Source organism: Rheinheimera sp. A13L, assembly GCF_000217935.1.
Classification (GTDB): Bacteria; Pseudomonadota; Gammaproteobacteria; order Enterobacterales; family Alteromonadaceae; genus Pararheinheimera.
This window is the reverse complement of sequence record NZ_AFHI01000006.1, coordinates 92,282-112,125: the sequence shown is the minus strand read 5'-3', so window position 1 is coordinate 112,125 and position 19,844 is coordinate 92,282. Positions and strand designations below refer to the sequence as shown.

Sequence of the window (19,844 nt, the reverse complement as noted above, 5' to 3'; positions counted from 1 at the left end):
CCGATCAGGCCGTCATTCCTACTGCAGACATAAAAAACCGCAATAAAGATGCGACTATGGCTAGTGCCGCGACGCTGGCCAGCCAAATCAGCACCAGCCAGCCTATTTGTTTAAGCCACAGTGGCGCAGTGAAATTGAATGCTTTATTCAATGGTAACCTTCCCCGGAAGTGACTTTTCCTCTGAAAACGTAGTAGGCCCATGCGGTATAAACCAAAATAAAGGGAATAATAAACAAGGCACCGACTAAGGCAAATCCCTGGCTTTGTGGCGGGGAAGCTGCATCCCAAATAGTGATTGAGGGGGGAATAATATGGGGCCACAAGCTGATACCCAGTCCGCTATAACCGAGGAACACCAACATTAACGTGAAAATAAACGGCTGGATCTGTTTTCGTTGAGCCACAGCGCGTCTCAACAAATAGGTACATGCTAGTACCAATACGGGAACGGGAGAAAACCAAAGAATAGTGGGCAAAGAAAACCAACGCTCTGCAATACTGGCATCACGCAGCGGTGTCCAAATGCTGACTACAACAATAAAACCCAACAGTATCCAACTGAGGTGGGAAGTGATTTTATAAGCACGGTTTTGAATTTCTCCCACCGTTTTAATTATTAACCAGGTGCTTCCCAGCAGAGCAAATGCAGCCACCAGGCCTATTCCGGTAAAAATCGAAAATGGCGATAGCCAATCAAAGGCATTGCCTGCATAAGCACGATCGACCACCGGAATACCCTGAACATAGGCGCCGAGAGTCACGCCCTGAAAAAAAGTGGCTGCGACTGAACCTCCTATAAAGGCTTTATCCCAAAAGTGCCTTTCATGGTCGAGTGCTTTGAATCTGAATTCAAATGCAACCCCACGAAATACCAGGCCGAGCAGCATCAGGATCACAGGTAAATACAGTGCACTGAGGATCACAGAATAGGCTAATGGGAAAGCGGCCATTAGCCCTGCTCCGCCCATCACCAGCCAGGTTTCATTACCGTCCCATACCGGAGCGACAGTATTCATGATGATGTCACGTTGTTCTTTTTCCTTAAAAAAGGGATAAAGAATGCCAAGACCCAGATCGAAGCCATCCATGACGATATACATCATGATGGAGAACAAAATAATAAGAGCCCAAATCACCGAAAGTTCAATACCCATTATTTATCTCGCTCATCAGGATCTGGTGCATCATCACGGTCGCTTTTTTTCGCAGCGGATATCGGCCGCATAGGGGTCTGTTCCTGACCAACTCCGCCTTCTTCGGTTTGTCGTCCTTCAAAGGGCACAGGTCCTTTTTGGACCAGGCGAAACAGATAAGCGGTACCAGTGCCAAATATGGCGATGTACACCACAATAAAGAGTAATAAGGTAAAGCCGAGTTGGCCCGCGCTATGATTGGATACCGAATCGGCAGTGCGGAAAATGCCATACACAGTCCAGGGTTGGCGGCCAATTTCGGTGGTATACCAACCCGCCAGTATGGCGATAAGCCCTGTGGGCCACATAAGCACTGCAAATTTCTGAAATGCTCTGTTGCTCCAGAGTTTTCCCCGCCAACGTAGCACAGCACCCCATATGCCCATCAGGATCATGCACAGTCCCAATCCGACCATAATACGGAAGGACCAAAAAACTATGGTCGAATTAGGTCGGTCTTCAGGTGGGAAGTCTTTTAACGCAGGTATGGGGCCGTCCCATGTACCAGTGAGGAGCAGGCTACCCAAATGGGGGATTTCTATTTTGTATCTGGTCTCTTCCCGCTCCATATCCGGCCAGCCAATCAGGATCAATGGCACACCTTCACCATTGGTTTTATTCTCCCAATGCCCTTCTATTGCCGCGAGCTTTACAGGTTGATATTCCAGTGTATTTAATCCGTGCAAGTCACCTACCACTGCTTGTAAGGGGGCGACCAGAACCAACATCCATAACCCCATCGAAAACATTTTTTTGATGGATGTATTGTTATTGCCACGAAGCAGATGCCAGGCTGCTGAACCCACCACAAGTAGGGCGGTTGCCAGATAAGCTGCAATGCTCATGTGAATAAGGCGATAAGGAAATGATGGATTAAAAATAACGGCAATCCAGTCGGTAGGTACTGCGCGTCCATCAATAATTTCAAAGCCCTGGGGCGTTTGCATCCAGCTATTGGAGGCAATGATCCAGGACGCAGAAATGAGTGTGCCGACAGCAACCATAGCGGTAGACATTAAATGCATTCTGGGGCCAACACGGTGCCAGCCAAATAACATCACCCCTAAAAATCCTGCTTCCAGAAAAAATGCAGTCAGTACTTCATAGGCCAGCAGAGGCCCGGTAATACTGCCGGCGAAATCTGAAAAATAACTCCAGTTGGTGCCGAACTGATACGCCATAACCAGACCAGAAACCACGCCCATACCAAAACTTACTGCAAATATTTTTACCCAAAAATGATAAAGATCCCGATAAACTTCACGCTTTGTTGAAAGCCAAAGTATCTCCAGCACAGTGAGGTAACTGGCCAAACCTATAGTGATGGCGGGAAATATAATATGAAATGAAATAGTGAAACCAAACTGTATTCTGGCGAGCTCTAATGCAGTAAATCCAAGCATTTAAACACCTCTGGTTTGCGCTGTTGCAGCTTAGATAAAGTCGATGTCAGTTAAAAAATAACGCCATTTTTTGGGAGCTAAGATGTTAAAAGATGACAAACACCATAGGTTGAGTTTAACCAGCTGCTTCAGCTGTCTCTGTTCGGTGGGGGACGCAACTTTACTTATTGAAAAAATCTGAGCGGGGCACACTGAACACTTAGATAAGTGAATAGCTGAGGTGCCTGAAAAAGAACTCTATTGAAGCAAACCACCATGGAAGTCTGCTTAATTTTTATGCTTAACAAGGTTTAAAAAGGAAGGACTGCCAGATCATGTTCGTGTTATAGCCACTGTTTGCTGCTTCATGCTTTTGTGGTTGGCAAAACCACTTGAGAAATAGCAGCTACATTTGTGATGTACTTACCGCTGCGGCAGATAAGGCAACAAGAGTTTTGTTTCTTTTTTTACTACTTCGTAACATTCACAGCTCAGCGCTTCGAGTTGAATTCTGTCCAGCACTTTGATATTGCCACGCGAATAAGTAATAGCTCCTTGTTTTTGCAGCTTTAATGCGGCTCTAGTCACGCCTTCTCTGCGAACACCAAGCATGTTGCCCATAAACTCCTGCGTCATAGCCAGGTTGTTGTGGGTTAAACGATCCATCGACAGCAGTAGCCAGCGGCAAAGTTGCTGGTCAATGGAATGATGTCTGTTACAGACCGCGGTCTGAGCCACCTGGGTGATCAAGGCCTGAGTATAACGCAGCATTAATTGCAATAATTGGCCGTTTCGGTTGAGTTCATCTTTCACATGAAAGCGTGGCAGGCGATATGCATAGCCGGCATTTTGCACCAGCGAACGGTTTGGCGTGCTCGCTCCGCCCATAAATAACGAAATACCTAACAAGCCTTCGTTCCCCACCAACATAATTGCCGTCGAGGCACCGTTTTTCATAATGTATTGCAGTGAGACAATAGCGTCTGTTGGAAAGTAGACATGACGCATAGGGCTACCAGACTCATACATGACTGAATTCAGTTGCAGAGATACCAATTCAAGGTGCGGAAATAAACGAGCCTGAACTTCAGGCGGCAGCGCTGCCAGTAAATGATTATGCTGCGGTTGAGGTATAGTTTTTGTAGACATTCAAGCCCTCAGATAAGGTGTAATGAGCGTAACGAGGAAAAAAACGGCCAGATCATGCTGCTGTAGTTCATATGATTTCAGTGCGGTAGCACACACAAGAGAATTGCCGCACAAAAAAACAGCAGCTAAGAATAGTGAGGCTGTACCTCACTATGTCTAAAAGTTAAATTGGAGAGGGATTAAAAACATTTCAGGTTTTTTGGCTTACTGAAATCAACCAAAGTCTATTGAGGAGTCCCGTGTGAGAGTCGGGCTTAGAAATGGCAGACTGAAGCCACCTTTACACTACAACCCTTTTGCAGAATAGTGACTCAAAGTTTTTAGCGCTGCACCAGCTGTGCTTTATGTTAAAATGCCCGCGTTTTTAGCTGAGCGTCTTAATCAGGAGTTGTTGTGTCAGCATTATCATCCTTATACCCACAGCCGTTATGGCAATGGTTTAGTCAAATTTGTGCTATTCCGCACCCGTCGAAACATGAGCAGGCGTTAAGCTTGCATATTCAACACTGGGCGCGTGACAAAGGCTTAACTGTTGTTGAAGACAAAGTGGGCAACCTGATCATTAAAAAGCCTGCAACACCAGGTTTTGAAAATCGTAAAGTGGTGGTGATCCAGGCTCACCTGGATATGGTGCCGCAAAAAAACGCTGATAAAAACCATGATTTCACCAGCGATCCTATCGAGGCTTATATCGACGGTGACTGGGTAAAAGCCAGAGGCACAACACTAGGGGCCGACAACGGTATAGGCATGGCCTCAGCTTTAGCTATTTTAGGCAGTGATGAGATTAAACACGGTCCTTTGGAAGTGCTGCTGACCATAGACGAAGAAGCAGGGATGACAGGTGCCTTTGGTGTGGAACCTGGCATGCTGGATGCAGAAATTCTGATCAATACCGACTCTGAACAAGAAGGCGAAATTTACATGGGCTGCGCCGGTGGCGTGGACGCTGAATTTACAGTGCCAGTCGTGTGGCAAGCCGCGTCTGATGCTGTAACCACTTTTGATTTAAGTGTAACAGGCTTAAAAGGTGGTCACTCAGGTGTGAATATTCATCTGGGCCGTGGCAATGCCAATAAACTGTTGGCGCGATTTTTAGCTGACAATGCAACAGAACTCGAATTGGCCATCGCCAGCTTTAGCGGTGGTTCGTTGCGTAATGCGATACCACGTGAAGCGACAGTCACGCTCACTGTTCCTTCGGAAAAACTGACCCGGTTGCAACAAGCGGTAGCACAATTTGAAGCCTTGTTGCAGTTTGAATTAGCTGCGGTTGAACCTGCATTAAAACTCAGTCTGGCCGAGGTGGTTACTCCGGCTCAGGTACTGACTGCTGCGACTCAAACTACACTGATCCACTTATTAAATGTCAGCCCTAATGGCGTGATGAGGATGAGTGATGAAGTAGAAGGCGTGACTGAAACCTCATTAAATATGGGCGTGATCAGTACTAAAACAAACAGCATTCAGGTGCTCTGTTTAATCCGCTCTTTAATAGACAGTGGCCGTGAACAGGTTGAAAGCATGTTAAGTTCACTGGCGTTGTTAGCGGGCGCAGAAGTGAAGTTCAGTGGGGCTTACCCTGGCTGGAAACCGAACCCGGATTCACCAGTGATGGCCATAGTGCGCGACACCTATCAGGATATTTATAACAAAGAGCCGGTCATTATGGTGATCCACGCTGGTTTAGAGTGTGGTTTATTTAAAGAGCCTTATCCGGATATGGATATGGTGTCGATAGGCCCGACTATCCGCTTCCCGCATGGTCCGGATGAAATGGTCAACATCACTACTGTAGGTCAGTACTGGGAATTATTGCTCGCCGTGCTGGAGCGTATTCCTGAACGAGCTTAACTAATGCAGTAAGTCGTTCAGTAAGCCATCAGTAAAAAAGCCCCGAAGCCGGGGCTTTTTTGTGTCTGCAAACTGGTTTTCTGCAAAAAGCAGACAGCTGCATTGTCAGGAAAAGTTGCTGTATTATTTCTGAGCTTTGCATGCCTGAGCCACTAAACTGTTGTACTTTCTGGTTTTTCTCAGTAGTTTTACTGCCAATTCATACAGGACGGGCTGGTTATGCCTCATCTGCTGCGTTGTGTGCCATTTTACCCAGGAGAAAAAATGGAATTCCCTCTCGTCACAACCTCTTGGCTCGAGGCCAATTTAAACAATCCGCAGCTTGTGCTTATTGATGTAAGTATGAGTAAAGTGGTGGGTAAAAAAGCCATTGAATATGGCCGACCACTTTTTATACCAAATAGCCAGCATCTTGATTTAGAAACATCATTGTGTGATTTAACGTCAACACAAGTTCACGCCTTTCCTGTGGAAGAGCAATTCACGCGGGAGGTTCAGCGGCTTGGTATAAATGCTGAAAGTATCGTTGTTTTTTATGACAATCAGGGCATTTATTCAGCGCCACGGGCCTGGTGGATTTTTCAGGCAATGGGCTGCAAAAATAGCTTTGTGCTGGATGGCGGTTTACCTCAATGGTTGTCCGAAAAAAGATCGGTGGTGTCGGGTTTATCTGTTGATGAAGCAGTACCAGGTCACATGAATGGAAAGCTTCAGTCAGGTTTTGTATGCGATTCAAATTACATCATGGACAAAATAGTAAATGGACAGCTGACTCTCATTGATGCGCGCTCGAAGGAGCGATTCCAGGGATTAGTTCCGGAACCAAGGGCAGGTGTCCGCAGTGGTCATATTCCCGGTGCTTTAAACTTGCCGTTTCCAGAGGTATTGAATGGGCATTGTTTTAAAAGCCCTGAACAGTTATCTGAGATCTTCTTAAACCTGACCGGAAGCAATAACACAAGGCTCGTATTTTCATGTGGTTCTGGTATCACCGCATGCATTACCTTGCTGGCTGCGGTTGTCGTGGGCTACAGTCATCTGATTTTGTACGATGGCTCCTGGTCGGATTGGGGAAGTAACAGTGCTTTGCCTGTTGAGTGCTAAGCTGGCAAACAAATATTATGACCAGCGGGTAGCCGCGTCAGATGAACCTGTGGATGGACATAGCTGAGGACAACAATGATACCGACATTAGAGACAGAGAGATTAATTCTCCGACCTTTTAACGCTGAAGATGCGCCAAAAGTTCAGTCGCTTGCCGGTGAAAAAATAATTGCCGATATGACAGAAAACATACCTCATCCTTATCTGGATGGTATGGCAGAGGAATGGATTGGGTTGCATGATGCCTGGTGTAAAAACAGAAAGGCGGTCGTGTTTGCTATTGTGATCCGTGAAAGCGGCGAACTTATAGGTGCTGTCAGTATTACGCAAATTTCAGGGCAGAGCGGGAACCTGGGGTATTGGATCGGACTGCCTTATTGGGGACAAGGTTATTGCACAGAAGCTTCTATGCGGATCCTTGAGTTTGGTTTTAACCACTACGCTTTGTCTCGTATTGATGCAAGGCACCTTGCCGGGAACCCGGCCTCTGGCAGAGTGATCACCAAAAGTGGCTTTCAGTATGTAAGGGATGATGTTGTTTCTGAACCTGGGGTCAAATACTACAAACTTGAAAGACAAGAGTGGCTGTGTAAAAACAAAAATCTGTCGTAAGGGATAAAACAACATGCTGGAAAATTGAATGGTCTCAGCAGATAGTCAGCATAATGAGTGCAGAGCTGTACTGAACCCTTTGGCGATAGCTGAAAACCAGTGCCAGACAAAAACCAAAGGAGCTTTGTTGTGTTAACAGAACGTTTTAGGCTTGTTTTTAACAAGTTTCGTGACCGGCTTTGGGTAAAACCCTTGGCTGTTTGTTTACTCTCTGTTGCGGTAGCCTTCGTCGCAAAATTTGCAGATGGCACTGGCTTGGCAAAATTTACACCAGAAGTTTCATTGGACTCGATAGAGGCTCTGCTTTCTATTATGGCGTCCAGCATGCTGGTTATTGCCACTTTCTCCGTCTCGTCTATGGTCTCTGCCTATGCTTCCGCAGCCAACACCGCAACGCCGCGGTCATTCACTTTGGTTGTCTCTGACGACGCATCGCAAAATGCACTTTCTACTTTTGTTGGCGCATTTATTTTCAGCATAGTAGCGCTGACCGCGGTCAAGAACGACTATTTTGAGAGGGCAGGATTGTTTATTCTTTTTGTTCTGACAGCCTTTATATTCGGTATGGTGGTGGTTACTTTTGTGCGCTGGGTCGACCGTATTGCGCGCCTTGGACGTATGGGAACAACCATTGATAAAGTTGAAAATGCCACTGCCGCAGCTTTGAAACGGCGGTGGAGTGCTCCACATCTTTGTGGGGTAGCTGTGAGTTCACAAAAGAGCGATCATGTGGTGTATGCAGCGAATGTGGGTTATGTCCAATACATAGATATAGCGGCGCTCCAAAGCTGGGCAGAACAAAACAAAGCGCTGTTAGTTGTAGCTGCTTTGCCCGGCACTTTTGCTACACCAAACAAAGCATTGGCTTATATCATTGCCGATCAGGGGGCGCCAACTGACGTTGATAACACCGCTGTTGCCGGGGCATTTCAAATGGGGAGTTCACGCCTTTTCGATGATGATCCGCGGTTTGGTTTGGTGGTACTGTCGGAAATCTCTGGTCGTGCTTTGTCTCCCGCCGTCAATGATCCTGGTACAGCCATTTGTATTATTGGAGTACTTGTCCGGCTTTTTACCCTGTGGGGTGAACCCCAACCTGCTGAAGGGAAACTGGAGTCGAAGTATGACCGTGTAGCAGTGCCTGAGTTGTCCGTGCGGGATATGTTTGATGACGCCTTCACCGCAATAGCCCGCGACGGCGCTGGAGTCATTGAGGTGGCTGTAAGATTACAAAAAGCGCTTGAGTCTCTGGCATCAAGTCAGGATGCCGATATACGGCAAGCTGCAGAGTACCACAGCCGTCTGGCCCTGAAGCGGGCTCATCTTGCGCTGAATATCGCAGAAGATCTTAAAGTGGTTGAAGATGCTGCTGATTTTTCAGCTAAGAGCGCAGAGTTATCTGCTTCACCAGTACATAAAAAGGAAAGGTGAGTGGATGATGATTGAAAGCGCTCACTGCTCATTCAACATCAATCTTTACTCTGAAATACCATATTTGCCATTCAGGCAGTACAGGCGATACAGTCAATTGAAAACGCAACCCTAACGAAAAGCATAAAAGGATATTATGGATTTTATACTACGGAATTTTAAATGGCTGATGCTGCTGTCCGGTGTGCTGACCTCCACTATGCTCTATGGCCTTTTTGCACCTCAGGCTGCGCTGCAGTCCATGTTCGGCAGCTCATTTGATGGCGAACTTGAATCATTGATTATCCGTAGCTGGTCTGCTTTGGTTGGCCTTATAGGTCTGATGTTGATTTATGGTGCATTCAATGAAAAACACAGAGTTTTCGCTGCAACAGTAGCTGCCATCAGCAAACTGATTTTTGTGGTGCTGCTCTTTATATACGGCCAGAGCTTTTTGCAAAAAGCAGCCCCGGCTATCGGCATGGATCTGATGGTTGTAGCTTGTACTCTGGTGTTTTTAATAGCGGTAAAAGGTAAGAGTTCAGCTTAGTAGCATGATGCGGAGAATGGTTCTGAAACGAATTCCAAAAATTCTGGTATTCGCTATTGAAAGTCTTTGATAAATAAATTATTTTTCACGTCCAATCAAGAGAATCACAAGGGCGTGCTGGTTATCGCCATCTCAGATATTTCATCAGATAGGATGTTTGTATGAAAATTGAAGTAAGAAAATTCAAAGAAAATGAAGTCGGGTTGTTGTCCAGTCTGTGGCAATTTTATGCATATCATCAAAGTACGTTTAATGGAGATAGTGTCAGTGAAAAGGGACTATTTGATATTGACGATGACTATCTGGCCGATGTTGTTCAAGGTATCGAAGACTGCGAAGCCTGGTTAATTTGCGTTGATAATGCTGTTGCGGGCTTTGTTACCCTTGAATCTACAGAAATAGCTGGCCGAGAAATGCCTGAGCTTTCAGATATTTTTGTGTTACCAAAATATCGCAACCTCGGGATCGCTACTTTTGTGATTGATAAGTTGTTATTAAATTCTGGTAATGAGTGGCATGTGGCTGTCTATAACGAAGATCGCACCGCTTATGATTTTTGGCTACATTTGTTTGCAAAACTCCCAATTAAATCAGTGGAAGAATTAAGCCCTCCGGAAAATGACGAGTTTCATGAGTTTGTTATACAAAATAGCTGAATACTCTATTCTGTTGCTTGTTAAATGAGCGCCACCAGCCAACTGTAGTGGGGAAATAGTCCGCTTTCGATGGCTGGTCGGTCAACGTCTGTATATGCAAAGTTAAGCTGAACAGGAGCCGGGTTCTCTTACAAAAAATAAAAGCCGTCTTAGTTTTTTGGATAACAACACCTGGCAGGCTGATCCATCTGGATGATTTATTGCAAGGATAGATATGAGTTGTATTTTTTGTGACATAGTTGCCGGTAGGTCTCCTTGCCATAAAGTATGGGAAGATGATGAGCACCTGGCTTTTTTGTCTATTTACCCAAACACTGCAGGTTTTACAGTTGTTATTCCAAAAAAACACTACCCGAGTTATATCTTTGCTCAGAAAGATGAAGTTGTCTCTAAGCTGACCCTTGCCAGTAAAAAAGTTGCTCTGCTGTTGGATAAAGCTCTTGATGGGGTGGCCCGGACCGGGATGGCCTATGAGGGATATGAAGTCGATCATTTACATAGCAAATTGATACCTATGCATGGCACTGGCAATGATTCAAATTTTCAGGCTATTGACGGGACCAAAGGGCCTTTCCTTCGCCGCTATGAAGGCTTTTTATCAACCCATGATTGTGAAAGAGCAAATGACAGCGAACTCGAAAAGCTGGCTGCTTATATCCGATCTTGTGCATAACTCCGTGTGTATAGCTCAGTGTTTACTCCAAGCCATTTTATCGCCAGTAAAGAGTCTGGCCTGATGCGCCGAACCAAGTTTAAGGACAAACCGTGCAGGTATCGCTAGAGCAAGTCACTAAAGAAAATTACGAAGCAGTATGTGATCTGGATGTGACAGAGGATCAACAGGACTATGTGGCCAGCTCTATGTGGTCACTGGTGGAAGCTATGTTTAACGAGGGTTATGAAACCAGAGCTATTTGTCTGTATGAGAGGCCCGTTGGCTTTTTAATGTGGGTAAAAGAGTCCAGCGAAAAAGTGTCAATTTGGCGTTTTATGGTGGACCAACACCATCAACAACAAGGTATAGGCCGAATTGCTTTAAATCTTGCAGTGGAGCAGATAAAACAAAGTCCAGGTCTGCAGCAAATTGAAATTTGTTACAACCCCGAAAACCCGGTAGCCAGGGATTTTTATGCCAGCTTTGGTTTTGTTGAGGTGGGTATGGATGAAGAGGGCGAGGATATGTTAGCTGTGATTCAGTTGTAGCCCACTGACAAATACAGCCAAACTAACCTTGGGGCCCAAGTGTTAAGGATAAAAACAGAGACACCTTTGGCAGACAATTTTTTATAAGTAGTTGAAACACATTCAAACCTTTTCCCTTTTTGCTACGACTAAGTGGTGTAAACAAAGTTTGGTGGCTCATTTGTGTGGGCCTCTGAGCAATATTTTTTTCCACAATAAGCCGTTTGAACTAAAGGATTAAGAATGAAAAATTGGCAGGACAGACAATTTCCACAGCCGCAGGCTGCCGGTCTGGGTACGGCACATGGAGGTGCCGTATGAAAAATTGGCAGGACAGACAATTTCCACAGCCGCAGGCTGCTCTAAAGGGTACGGCACATGGAGGTGCGGTATGAAAAATTGGCAGGACAGACAATTTTCACAGCCGCAGGCTGCCGGTCTGGGTACGGCACATGGAGGTGCCGTATGAAAAATTGGCAGGACAGACAATTTTCACAGCCGCAGGCTGCTCTTCAGGGTACGGCACATGGAGGTGCCGTATGAAAAATTGGCAGGACAGACAATTTTCACAGCCGCAGGCTGCTCTTCAGGGTACGGCACATGGAGGTGCCGTATGAAAAATTGGCAGGATAGACAATTTTCACAGCCGCAGGCTGCCGGTCTTGGTACGGCACATGGAGGTGCCGTATGAAGAACAGCCTGATAAAACTCACACTTTTCCTCTGTATTTATTGTGTTTCAGCATTACCCGTCGTTGCCGGGCAGCTACTTCTGACCCATGGTACTTTATTGGACCCCAGCGATCAGAGCATCACCAAACAACATCTGCTGCTGGATGAAACCGGCATTATTGCCAGACTGGACAGTATTCCGGCAAATTTTACCGGGCAACAGCTGGATATTAATGGCAAGTTTGTGATCCCCGGGTTGATTGATATGCACACCCATGCTTTTGGTAATCGTGGCCCAAATGCTCAAAGTGAAATTATGGGGCCAGGCACCACAGCTCAAGTGGTGTTGCATGCAGGAGTAACGGGGTTTGTTGATTTATTTGGCAATGAAGATCAGCTGTTTGAACACAGACGGCTGCAACAACAGGGCTTAATAGCTGGTGCTGATATCTATACCAGCTTGTCTTGTTTAACCGCGCCCGGCGGGCACTGCTCGCAATTTGGTAAAACCCGGACCATCAAAAGCGAAGATGAAGCCCGGCAGCAGATTGCTGAGTTAGCAGCTAAACAAGCCGATGTGATTAAGCTGGTCAGTACTATAGGCGGCAGCTTGCCATCGCTTTCTCCTGCTTTACTTAAAACCTCAGTGGATGAAGCGAAAAAGCGGGGTATAAAAACCATAGTGCATATTCATACTTTGGCTGATATCGACAGTGCCATAGCAGCAGGTGCTGATGCCATCACCCACTTGCCGGATGATGCAGCGATCACAGCTGAATTAGCGCAGAGGCTGGCAGCCCATAAAGTGGTTGTTATTCCAACTCTTGCCTGTGATACCGATGAATATGAGTTTATGTTCTCCGATGTGCTGCAATCTGCTCTTGCCAAACAATTAGCAGACCCCCGTATTATTCAAGGTTATCAAAAAGCAGCCAGTGATATGACGCCCGAACAAAAGCAACAAGCGAAACAAAGAACTGAAAAATACTACTTGTCGATGAAACATCTGGTGGCGGCTGATGTGTTGTTATTGAGCGGCACTGACGCAGGCAACTATGGCACTTTACAAGGTTTTACTGTGCATCGGGAAATGGAAAAGTTTGTTGCCTCAGGACTAACCACCTGGCAAGCGCTGGCCAGTGCGACCAGTGATGCAAGGCTTTTTTTGGGCAAACCAGCAGGCTTACAAGCTGGTGCAGAGGCCAGTCTGGTGATTCTGGATAGCTCACCCATTGAAGATATTCGCAATAGCCAAAAGATTTCTGCGGTGATCCATCAAGGCAAAGTTATCCATTAAAATTGTTGTTCAGTATGAGTAAAGGGCAGGGGAGAATCCTCTGCCGTTTATTCTTGTGTGGTTGATAAAAAACCTTTACCAGATAGCACCACGCACACTGGTAAAGGGAATCGCATGCTCTAAAAGAGTATGGCGATTAAGATGATGATGGGAATTGGGATCCCAAGAAACCAGAGTAATACTGAACGCATAACGATCTCCTTTTAATCGAGTGAGTGTGATTTACGCATCACGTTGACGACCGCCATAAACCGCCATCAGGCTTGCGACGAAGGCACCAAACAGCAGGGCTACAGCCATCCAGAGTGCGGCATAAGCTGATGCTTTGCGGGCATCATCTGCAGCTTCACGAGCCGTAGTTTCGGCGTTTTCCAGCATGGTTTTTACTTTATCAAAGCCCTCAGATACACGTTGCTCAGCGTCCTGCTGACTCAGATCCGTCTGCTGTGCAATCAATTGAGCTATATAGCTTTGATCTTCTTGTGGTAATTCACCTGCGTATAAGGCTCGGGCAAATATCCGTGTCACTTCACCAGCAGGAATGTCACGAATGTCCTGATCCGATCCATTGCTGCGTGATGCTGTTCTTTCCGTCTGAACTTGTGAGGCAGTTTCATTTGCTGGTGCTATAGCTCCTTGTGCCTGGGCTTCAGGAGTCAGTGCATTTGTTGATGAGGCGACTCGTCCAGCCAAAACATCAGGCGAAGGTTGGATTGCTCTTGAGGTTGTATTTTCGGTGGAACTTTGTGCATCAGTACGGAATAATGAATCCACAAAATAGCCCAGAGCATCTTTGTTGTCGCCAGAGCCGTTTTCATTGGCTGCCATAGTTGCCGCTGAACCTGCAGCTGTTCCGGCTACAACACCTGCTGCCCCACCAACCATTTCAGCGCTGGCACGCATACCACTGCCCACTGCACTGACGACTGATGTCATGATGACCGCTGTCAGCAGTGATGCGACGGCCCAGGTAAGAAAACCGTGGGCTGTATCGCGGAAGTACACTTCGTCTGTGTGTAAGTCTGTCCATTTGGTACGCAAACGACCAGCTAAATAGCCACCCATGCCGGATGCAGCCAACTGGGTGAAACTCAGCCAGATGATAGCTGCCACCCCAAAGCTGGTCGCGCTGATACCTTCCATACTCCATGGCGACACAGCAGAGAATCCAAGCCCAGTGCCCAGTATCATCAGTAGCAATGATAAGGCGGCAGCTCCGGCAGCTCCGGCAAAAATCGCTGCCCATGAAACAGCGCTCTGGTTGCCTCCGGATGCATCAACAATGTGGGAAGGAACACGGCGTTCTGCTATCGGGTCCAAACCCTGGTTAACGTATGACATAAGATTCTCCATTTCTGTTATTGATCAATAAAATCGTAAAGTGAGTGAGGCTGTTGGTGTTTGCATAGTTAGCGTCATTGGAAAACAGCGGTTTAACAGCGCAGGTTCTTTGTGGCTGGCTGAATTGTTTTGGGTGCAACCCTGCTGTGGTATTCATCAGTGTTTCGACTTCAGCATGCTGTCGCGATCCTGTTCTGCCCGGGCTGCGCCTATAGCCGTTTCTACTTTTTTTACTTCTTCCGGAGGCGGCAGAACGGCAGGTAAACCCAGGGATTCAATCCACAATTCACGCAGAAAACCTTTGGTGTGATACAAATGATGGTGCTCATCCTGCTCTACCAGCTCAAATGCAGCCAAAAGCGCAGTTGTTTCTTCACCCTGGCCGTGTTTTGCCAGATGCCCAATCAGCTCCCAATTTTGGTGATCTTTAGTTTCAGCCAAAACCACACACTCGCCAGCGACCAATTGTGCTGCAGCAGCACTGCCTCGTGCTTTGGCCATCAGCATGGCTTTCACCAGCGAATCGCCAATGTGAGCGACGACTTCACGGCCTGGCGTTATAGTGTCGGGGTCCAGTCCAAGCTCACCAAACACATCCACCAGTGCTTTTTCGTGGCTGAGTGTTTGTTCCAGATACTCTTGCCATTCAGTTTTTAAATCCTTGTTTTGTGCACACAGCAGTGCTGTTTCGTAGATTTTTATGCCGCCGCGTTCTGTCTCTAGCGCCTGATACAACAGCTCGTGCAGTTGCTTTTTGATGTAAGGTGTTTTTTTCATCGTTTTATCCTTTGGTAACACCACTTGAAGCCGTGGCAGGCTGTGCGCAGACCTCGCACACAGATGGAGTGATTAACTGGCTACAGCTTTAGTAGCTGGATCCCGGGATGGATGGCGATGCGCTGCCACAGCATGGATAAATTCCGGCACTATGGCGGCGAAACTGCTGCTGTCTGCCATCAAAATGCCCTCGTTTTCATCCACACCAGGCCCAACGCCTGCTATATCAAGCAGTTCCCGGCCATCCCCCAAAGCAAGGATGGTTTTGCAGTGCTGGTACAAGTCGCGGATAAATCCGAGACTATGCTTATTGGCTGCGAGTGCCCGGATTGCTTCGTTGCCATCGGGCAATACAGCGGCATCAAACAATACGGCCGGAGAGTTCTCCAATGAGCGGTCTGCTTCAATTTTTTCGCCTGAAGCGCAGGTAAATATGCCTATGCGTGGCCCAACAAAATGAACCACGGCGCCAGCTTCTGTCAGCGCGTCATAAAGGCAAAGCAGCGAGCTATACCTAACTCCATCCTCAATCAAAATGGCTACCTGACGGGTGCGAATACCACAGTCGCCCGGCAACGCCATCATAGATAAGGCGGCTGAGACTGTGACTTCAGGCAGTTGAGGTTCAAGAATGGCTTTAGGCATGGCGTCTGGCAGATCCATGCCCAAACCAGCTGCCACTTCAGCGGCCAAGTCAGGGCATACATTGACCAGAGAGGACAGCATGCGGCTGCGAATGGCAGGCACCGCCACTTTGCTCAGTTCAAAGCGAAACGCATCGGTAATATGGGCTTTTTCAACCGCAGTCTGGCTATTAAAAAACAACATAGCTTGCAGGTAATGTTCAGCAAATTTTTCTGGTTTGCCCCGCACTTTGTCTTCGCTGATCCTGTCAGGAAAGGACATAAAACCGCCGTTACCGGCCTGACTGACGGCTGACTGACTGGCTCCGGCCTGAAAAGGGCAACCACCCGCCAATGAATTCGGCTCATAAGCAACACGGCCACGATTCAGCGCTTGCCTGTGCATGCCATCTCGTTGGTTATTTTGTACTGAGGCAAGTGGCGAGTTGATTGGAATTTCGTGAAAGTTAGCGCCGCCAAGACGGGTGATTTGGGTATCCACATAGGAATGGATCCGGCCTGCAAGCAGCGGGTCATTAGAAAAATCTATGCCCGGTATAATATGTGCTGTGCAGAACGCAACCTGTTCGGTTTCAGCGAAGAAGTTGTCAGGGTTACGATTCAGCACCATCAATCCGACCGGCAGAACTGGCACCAGTTCTTCCGGGATCAGCTTGGTGGCATCAAGCACATCAAAACTAAAGCCAGCGGCTTGTTCTTCTGTGAATAACTGCAGACCCAGCTCCCATTCCGGAAACTCTCCCGACTCTATGGCTTCCCATAAATCACGGCGGTGAAAGTCGGGATCGGCGCCTGATATTTTCACTGCTTCATCCCAAAGCAACGCATGAGTGCCTTGTAGTGGTTTCCAGTGAAACTTGCAGAATATGGATTGGCCCTCTTCGTTCACCAAGCGGAAGGTATGAACGCCAAACCCTTGCATCATGCGATAACTGCGCGGCAGAGCGCGGTCTGACATCAGCCACATCAGCATATGGGTAGATTCAGGCATCAAAGAGACAAAATCCCAGAAGGTATCATGGGCCGATGCGGCCTGAGGCATACCGTGATGGGGTTCAGGTTTGACGGCATGAACCAGATCAGGAAACTTCATCGCATCCTGAATAAAAAACACAGGCATATTGTTACCCACCAGGTCCCAATTGCCTTCGTCGCTATAAAATTTCACCGCAAAACCACGCACATCACGCGCAGTATCTTTAGAGCCCCGTTCTCCTGCGACCGTCGAAAAACGTACAAAAACAGGGGTGATTTTGCCTTCTTCGGCGAAAGGCGCTGCTTTGGTGTATTTGCCAAGTGCGTCATAGGCTTTGAAGTAACCATGTGCACCTGAACCACGGGCATGAACTATGCGCTCGGGGATCCGCTCGTGGTCAAAATGGGTGATTTTTTCCCGCAGTATAAAGTCTTCAAGCAAGCTTGGCCCACGCAAACCGGCTTTCAGGCTGTTCTGGTTGTCACTGATACGAACACCCTGATTAGTAGTTAAAGGCCGGTCACTTGCATCTACCCTGACTCTGTTCAGCGAAGCTACTGTTGGGTTAGTGCCAGGGCGCACTGCGCTGCCGCTTTTAGCTGTGCCTGTATCTTCCGTCGCAGTGCTTGCCGTCAAAGCAATGGATCGTGGCACTGCAGTAGCTCCAGGCTGCGGCATTAAAGCGTTGTCGTGACCATATTCGAGCGCTTTGTTGCTATTGTAGGGCACTGCGCCAACCAAAGCGTCTATAGCACTGGCTTGCTCTGCCACTATGTCGTTTGTTTTGAGTACAGCCCCTTGGTCAGGTGCTGTGACGACTGATGGTGCATCTTTGTTTTTCAGCTGCGACGACTTATCTGGCTTTTTATTCTTCGTCATAATTGTTCTCCGGTGAGATGTGGACGGCAGGCAAAAGAACTGCCGCTGGAACCGCTAACCTGCATCGATTCTTACGCCGCTGGCAGGTGGTGTCTGTTCGATAACGAACTCTCTTTCAGCACCTTCGCTGTACCCCTGATCTGGCTTGACTGTTCCGATTTCATCCTGAGTGTGACAGCGCACCGACGCTCTGGCCTGCATCGCTCAGGCTGGTTATCAATCAACTGTTGTGTTGTATCTGAAGTCGGATAAACAGCTATTGATGATGATTTTTTTTATCCACTTTCACCTGCTGTTGCTGAGGCCTATGAACCTGATCCCCGACCTTGAATTGACTGTGGTTGCTTTACATATCCGCGACTTGTTGTTTGCTTTTATCCTGGCTTTGCCTATTGGCTGGGACAGGGAAAAAAAAGAGCGCACTGCTGGCTTGCGTACTTTTCCGCTGGTGGCTGTGGCTTCTTGTGGCTATATGCTGGTGGGTATTGAGGTGCTGAGTTCAACAGATGCTGAAGCCCGGGTGATGCAAGGCATCATCGCTGGTATAGGTTTTATTGGCGGTGGCGCCATTCTTAAAAATGCAGTGAAAGGAGAAGGCTCAGTGTCCGGCACTGCAACAGCGGCAAGTTTATGGTTAACCGGTGCCATAGGCATTTCAGTGGCGACAGGCAGGCTCGAAATTGCACTGGTGCTCAGTGCCCTGACGTTTTTTACTCTGAGGTTTATGAGCCCGGCTAAAGCTTTGCTTGGAGCTTCAGGCAATGAAAAACCACAAAACGAGGGCCAGAGCAACGAAAGCCAGCAAGACAAAACCCAACAAAAAGATCTGAGCTGAGGCCTGAGCAGGCTTCAAGCTGTTTTCCGTTCAGCATAAGGAGCGAGCTGTGGATTTAAAAAGCGGTTATCCGTATTGGGCCATCAAAAATGGTCTGATGCATGCGTTCCCGCAACTTGACAGCAACCTTAGCTGCGATGTGGTGGTGATGGGCGCTGGTATCACCGGGGCGCTTATTGCCGATGAATTGGCTTCACATGGGCATGATGTGGTCGTGATTGATCAGCGGGATGTCTGCTGGGGCAGCACCTCAGCCAGTACCGCCTTACTGCAGTATGAAATTGACACTCATGCCACAGAATTAGCCAAAAGCTACGGTGAGGCTTCAGCGCTTTTAGCTTATCAATCCAGCCTGAAGGCTATAGCCCGGGTTGCGGTGTTAGCCCAACAGATAGGTGATGTTGATTTTGCGCACTGTGAAAGCCTGTATTACGCCAGTAAAACTAAAGATACACCGAGCCTTGCCGACGAATTTTCCTGGCGTAAAAACCATGGTTTTCCTGTGCATTGGCTGAGCAGACAGGCTCTGAAAGAAGAGTACCAACTGACAGCTCCAGCGGCTATTTTAAGCACTGTGGCTGCCCGGGTTGATCCTTACCGGCTTGCGTCAAAACTACTGCACAGAATGCGCCAGCAGGGCACAGCTGTATTTGATCGCACCGAAGTGAAAACTATCACAGCAACAAAGAGTTCGGTTCAGCTCACCACAGATCAGGGCATGCTGATTAAGGCGAAGCATCTGGTGATCGCCAGTGGCTATGAAGCTCAGTGCTGGTTAAAGCAAAAAGTGGCACAAAATCGCAGCAGTTTTGCCTATATCACTGACCCTGTTGATCCAGCTCAACTCGGCTGGTTGGCCACTACTTTAGTCTGGGAGTCATCACGGCCCTATATTTATTTACGCAGCACTGGGGATGGACGCCTTCTGGTAGGCGGCGAAGATGATGACTGCGATATTCCGGCGCGCAGAGACAAGTTGGTTGACCGCAAAGCTGCAACTTTACAGCGTAAAGTCGCACTGTTATTTCCGCAACTTCAGGCAAAGCCGGCTTTCGCCTGGGCTGGTAAATTTGCTGAAACCAAAGACGGATTACCGCTTTTTGGTCAGCATTCCCAGTACGGGCCTCGTGTAGTCTTTGCTCTGGCTTATGGCGGCAATGGCATTACCTACAGCATGCTGGGGGCAGGCTTATTACGCGCACAAATAGAGCGCCGATCACATCCATTAACAGAGTTATTCTCCTTTGCCCGGCTGGGGTATGGCTGATATGAAGCTGGCAAACTTAAAGAGTTATCACTCACTACCAGTTGCAACAGTTCAGAGTGCAACA

The 19,844-nt window shown here is 47.6% G+C and carries 18 protein-coding genes; 11 read left to right on the top strand and 7 right to left on the bottom strand.

What is annotated here, in order from left to right; all coding sequences use genetic code 11:
- Positions 1-4: 4 nt before the first annotated feature.
- The 4 genes from RHEIN_RS20645 to RHEIN_RS04500 form a co-directional block, all read right to left on the bottom strand.
- On the bottom strand, positions 5-151 hold the full coding sequence (locus RHEIN_RS20645; RefSeq protein WP_237704334.1) for a DUF2474 domain-containing protein: 147 nt from the start codon (positions 149-151) through the stop codon (positions 5-7).
- On the bottom strand, positions 148-1,155 hold the full coding sequence (gene cydB, locus RHEIN_RS04510) for a cytochrome d ubiquinol oxidase subunit II (RefSeq protein ID WP_008897791.1): 1,008 nt from the start codon (positions 1,153-1,155) through the stop codon (positions 148-150). Before cydB ends, RHEIN_RS20645 begins: the two co-directional genes overlap by 4 nt.
- On the bottom strand, positions 1,155-2,597 hold the full coding sequence (locus tag RHEIN_RS04505) for a cytochrome ubiquinol oxidase subunit I (protein WP_008897790.1): 1,443 nt from the start codon (positions 2,595-2,597) through the stop codon (positions 1,155-1,157). Before RHEIN_RS04505 ends, cydB begins: the two co-directional genes overlap by 1 nt.
- A gap of 402 nt (positions 2,598-2,999) precedes the next feature.
- Entirely contained in the window at positions 3,000-3,725 is a 726-nt protein-coding gene (locus RHEIN_RS04500) for a Crp/Fnr family transcriptional regulator (protein WP_008897789.1), read from the bottom strand.
- A 393-nt stretch (positions 3,726-4,118) separates the two neighbouring features.
- Here RHEIN_RS04500 and RHEIN_RS04495 point away from each other — a divergent pair, with 393 nt between their 5' ends.
- The 9 genes from RHEIN_RS04495 (at position 4,119) to RHEIN_RS04455 (ending at position 13,061) form a co-directional block, all read left to right on the top strand.
- Positions 4,119-5,579: an aminoacyl-histidine dipeptidase gene (locus RHEIN_RS04495; protein WP_008897788.1), complete on the top strand. Its 1,461-nt coding sequence runs from the start codon at positions 4,119-4,121 to the stop codon at positions 5,577-5,579.
- A gap of 264 nt (positions 5,580-5,843) precedes the next feature.
- Entirely contained in the window at positions 5,844-6,683 is an 840-nt protein-coding gene (locus tag RHEIN_RS04490; RefSeq protein WP_040554524.1) for a sulfurtransferase, read from the top strand.
- A gap of 75 nt (positions 6,684-6,758) precedes the next feature.
- A complete protein-coding gene (locus tag RHEIN_RS04485) occupies positions 6,759-7,295 on the top strand; it encodes a GNAT family N-acetyltransferase (protein ID WP_008897786.1) in 537 nt (178 codons plus the stop codon).
- A gap of 129 nt (positions 7,296-7,424) precedes the next feature.
- A complete protein-coding gene (locus RHEIN_RS04480; protein ID WP_008897785.1) occupies positions 7,425-8,726 on the top strand; it encodes a DUF2254 domain-containing protein in 1,302 nt (433 codons plus the stop codon).
- A 136-nt stretch (positions 8,727-8,862) separates the two neighbouring features.
- Positions 8,863-9,255: a hypothetical protein gene (locus RHEIN_RS04475; protein ID WP_008897784.1), complete on the top strand. Its 393-nt coding sequence runs from the start codon at positions 8,863-8,865 to the stop codon at positions 9,253-9,255.
- Between the two features lie 161 nt (positions 9,256-9,416).
- A complete protein-coding gene (locus RHEIN_RS04470; RefSeq protein WP_008897783.1) occupies positions 9,417-9,911 on the top strand; it encodes a GNAT family N-acetyltransferase in 495 nt (164 codons plus the stop codon).
- A gap of 214 nt (positions 9,912-10,125) precedes the next feature.
- Positions 10,126-10,584 carry an HIT family protein gene (locus RHEIN_RS04465; RefSeq protein WP_008897782.1) on the top strand — a complete coding sequence of 153 codons (459 nt, stop codon included), beginning with the start codon at positions 10,126-10,128 and terminating at the stop codon, positions 10,582-10,584.
- 92 nt (positions 10,585-10,676) lie between these two features.
- A complete protein-coding gene (locus RHEIN_RS04460) occupies positions 10,677-11,114 on the top strand; it encodes a GNAT family N-acetyltransferase (RefSeq protein ID WP_008897781.1) in 438 nt (145 codons plus the stop codon).
- A gap of 666 nt (positions 11,115-11,780) precedes the next feature.
- A complete protein-coding gene (locus RHEIN_RS04455) occupies positions 11,781-13,061 on the top strand; it encodes an amidohydrolase family protein (RefSeq protein WP_008897780.1) in 1,281 nt (426 codons plus the stop codon).
- 222 nt (positions 13,062-13,283) lie between these two features.
- Here the strand turns inward: RHEIN_RS04455 and RHEIN_RS04450 are convergent, their stop codons facing one another.
- From RHEIN_RS04450 to RHEIN_RS04440, 3 genes are all read right to left on the bottom strand, one after another.
- Positions 13,284-14,402 carry a hypothetical protein gene (locus tag RHEIN_RS04450; protein ID WP_008897779.1) on the bottom strand — a complete coding sequence of 373 codons (1,119 nt, stop codon included), beginning with the start codon at positions 14,400-14,402 and terminating at the stop codon, positions 13,284-13,286.
- A gap of 156 nt (positions 14,403-14,558) precedes the next feature.
- Entirely contained in the window at positions 14,559-15,179 is a 621-nt protein-coding gene (locus tag RHEIN_RS04445) for a hypothetical protein (protein WP_008897778.1), read from the bottom strand.
- Positions 15,180-15,251: 72 nt separating this feature from the next.
- A complete protein-coding gene (locus RHEIN_RS04440) occupies positions 15,252-17,678 on the bottom strand; it encodes a catalase (RefSeq protein ID WP_008897777.1) in 2,427 nt (808 codons plus the stop codon).
- A 262-nt stretch (positions 17,679-17,940) separates the two neighbouring features.
- Here RHEIN_RS04440 and RHEIN_RS04435 point away from each other — a divergent pair, with 262 nt between their 5' ends.
- Together RHEIN_RS04435 and RHEIN_RS04430 are read left to right on the top strand one after the other, a co-directional pair.
- Entirely contained in the window at positions 17,941-18,513 is a 573-nt protein-coding gene (locus RHEIN_RS04435; protein WP_237704333.1) for an MgtC/SapB family protein, read from the top strand.
- 49 nt (positions 18,514-18,562) lie between these two features.
- The gene (locus RHEIN_RS04430; protein ID WP_008897775.1) at positions 18,563-19,780 is read left to right on the top strand and encodes an NAD(P)/FAD-dependent oxidoreductase; all 1,218 of its coding nucleotides are present in this window, start codon (positions 18,563-18,565) and stop codon (positions 19,778-19,780) included.
- Positions 19,781-19,844 lie beyond the last annotated feature (64 nt).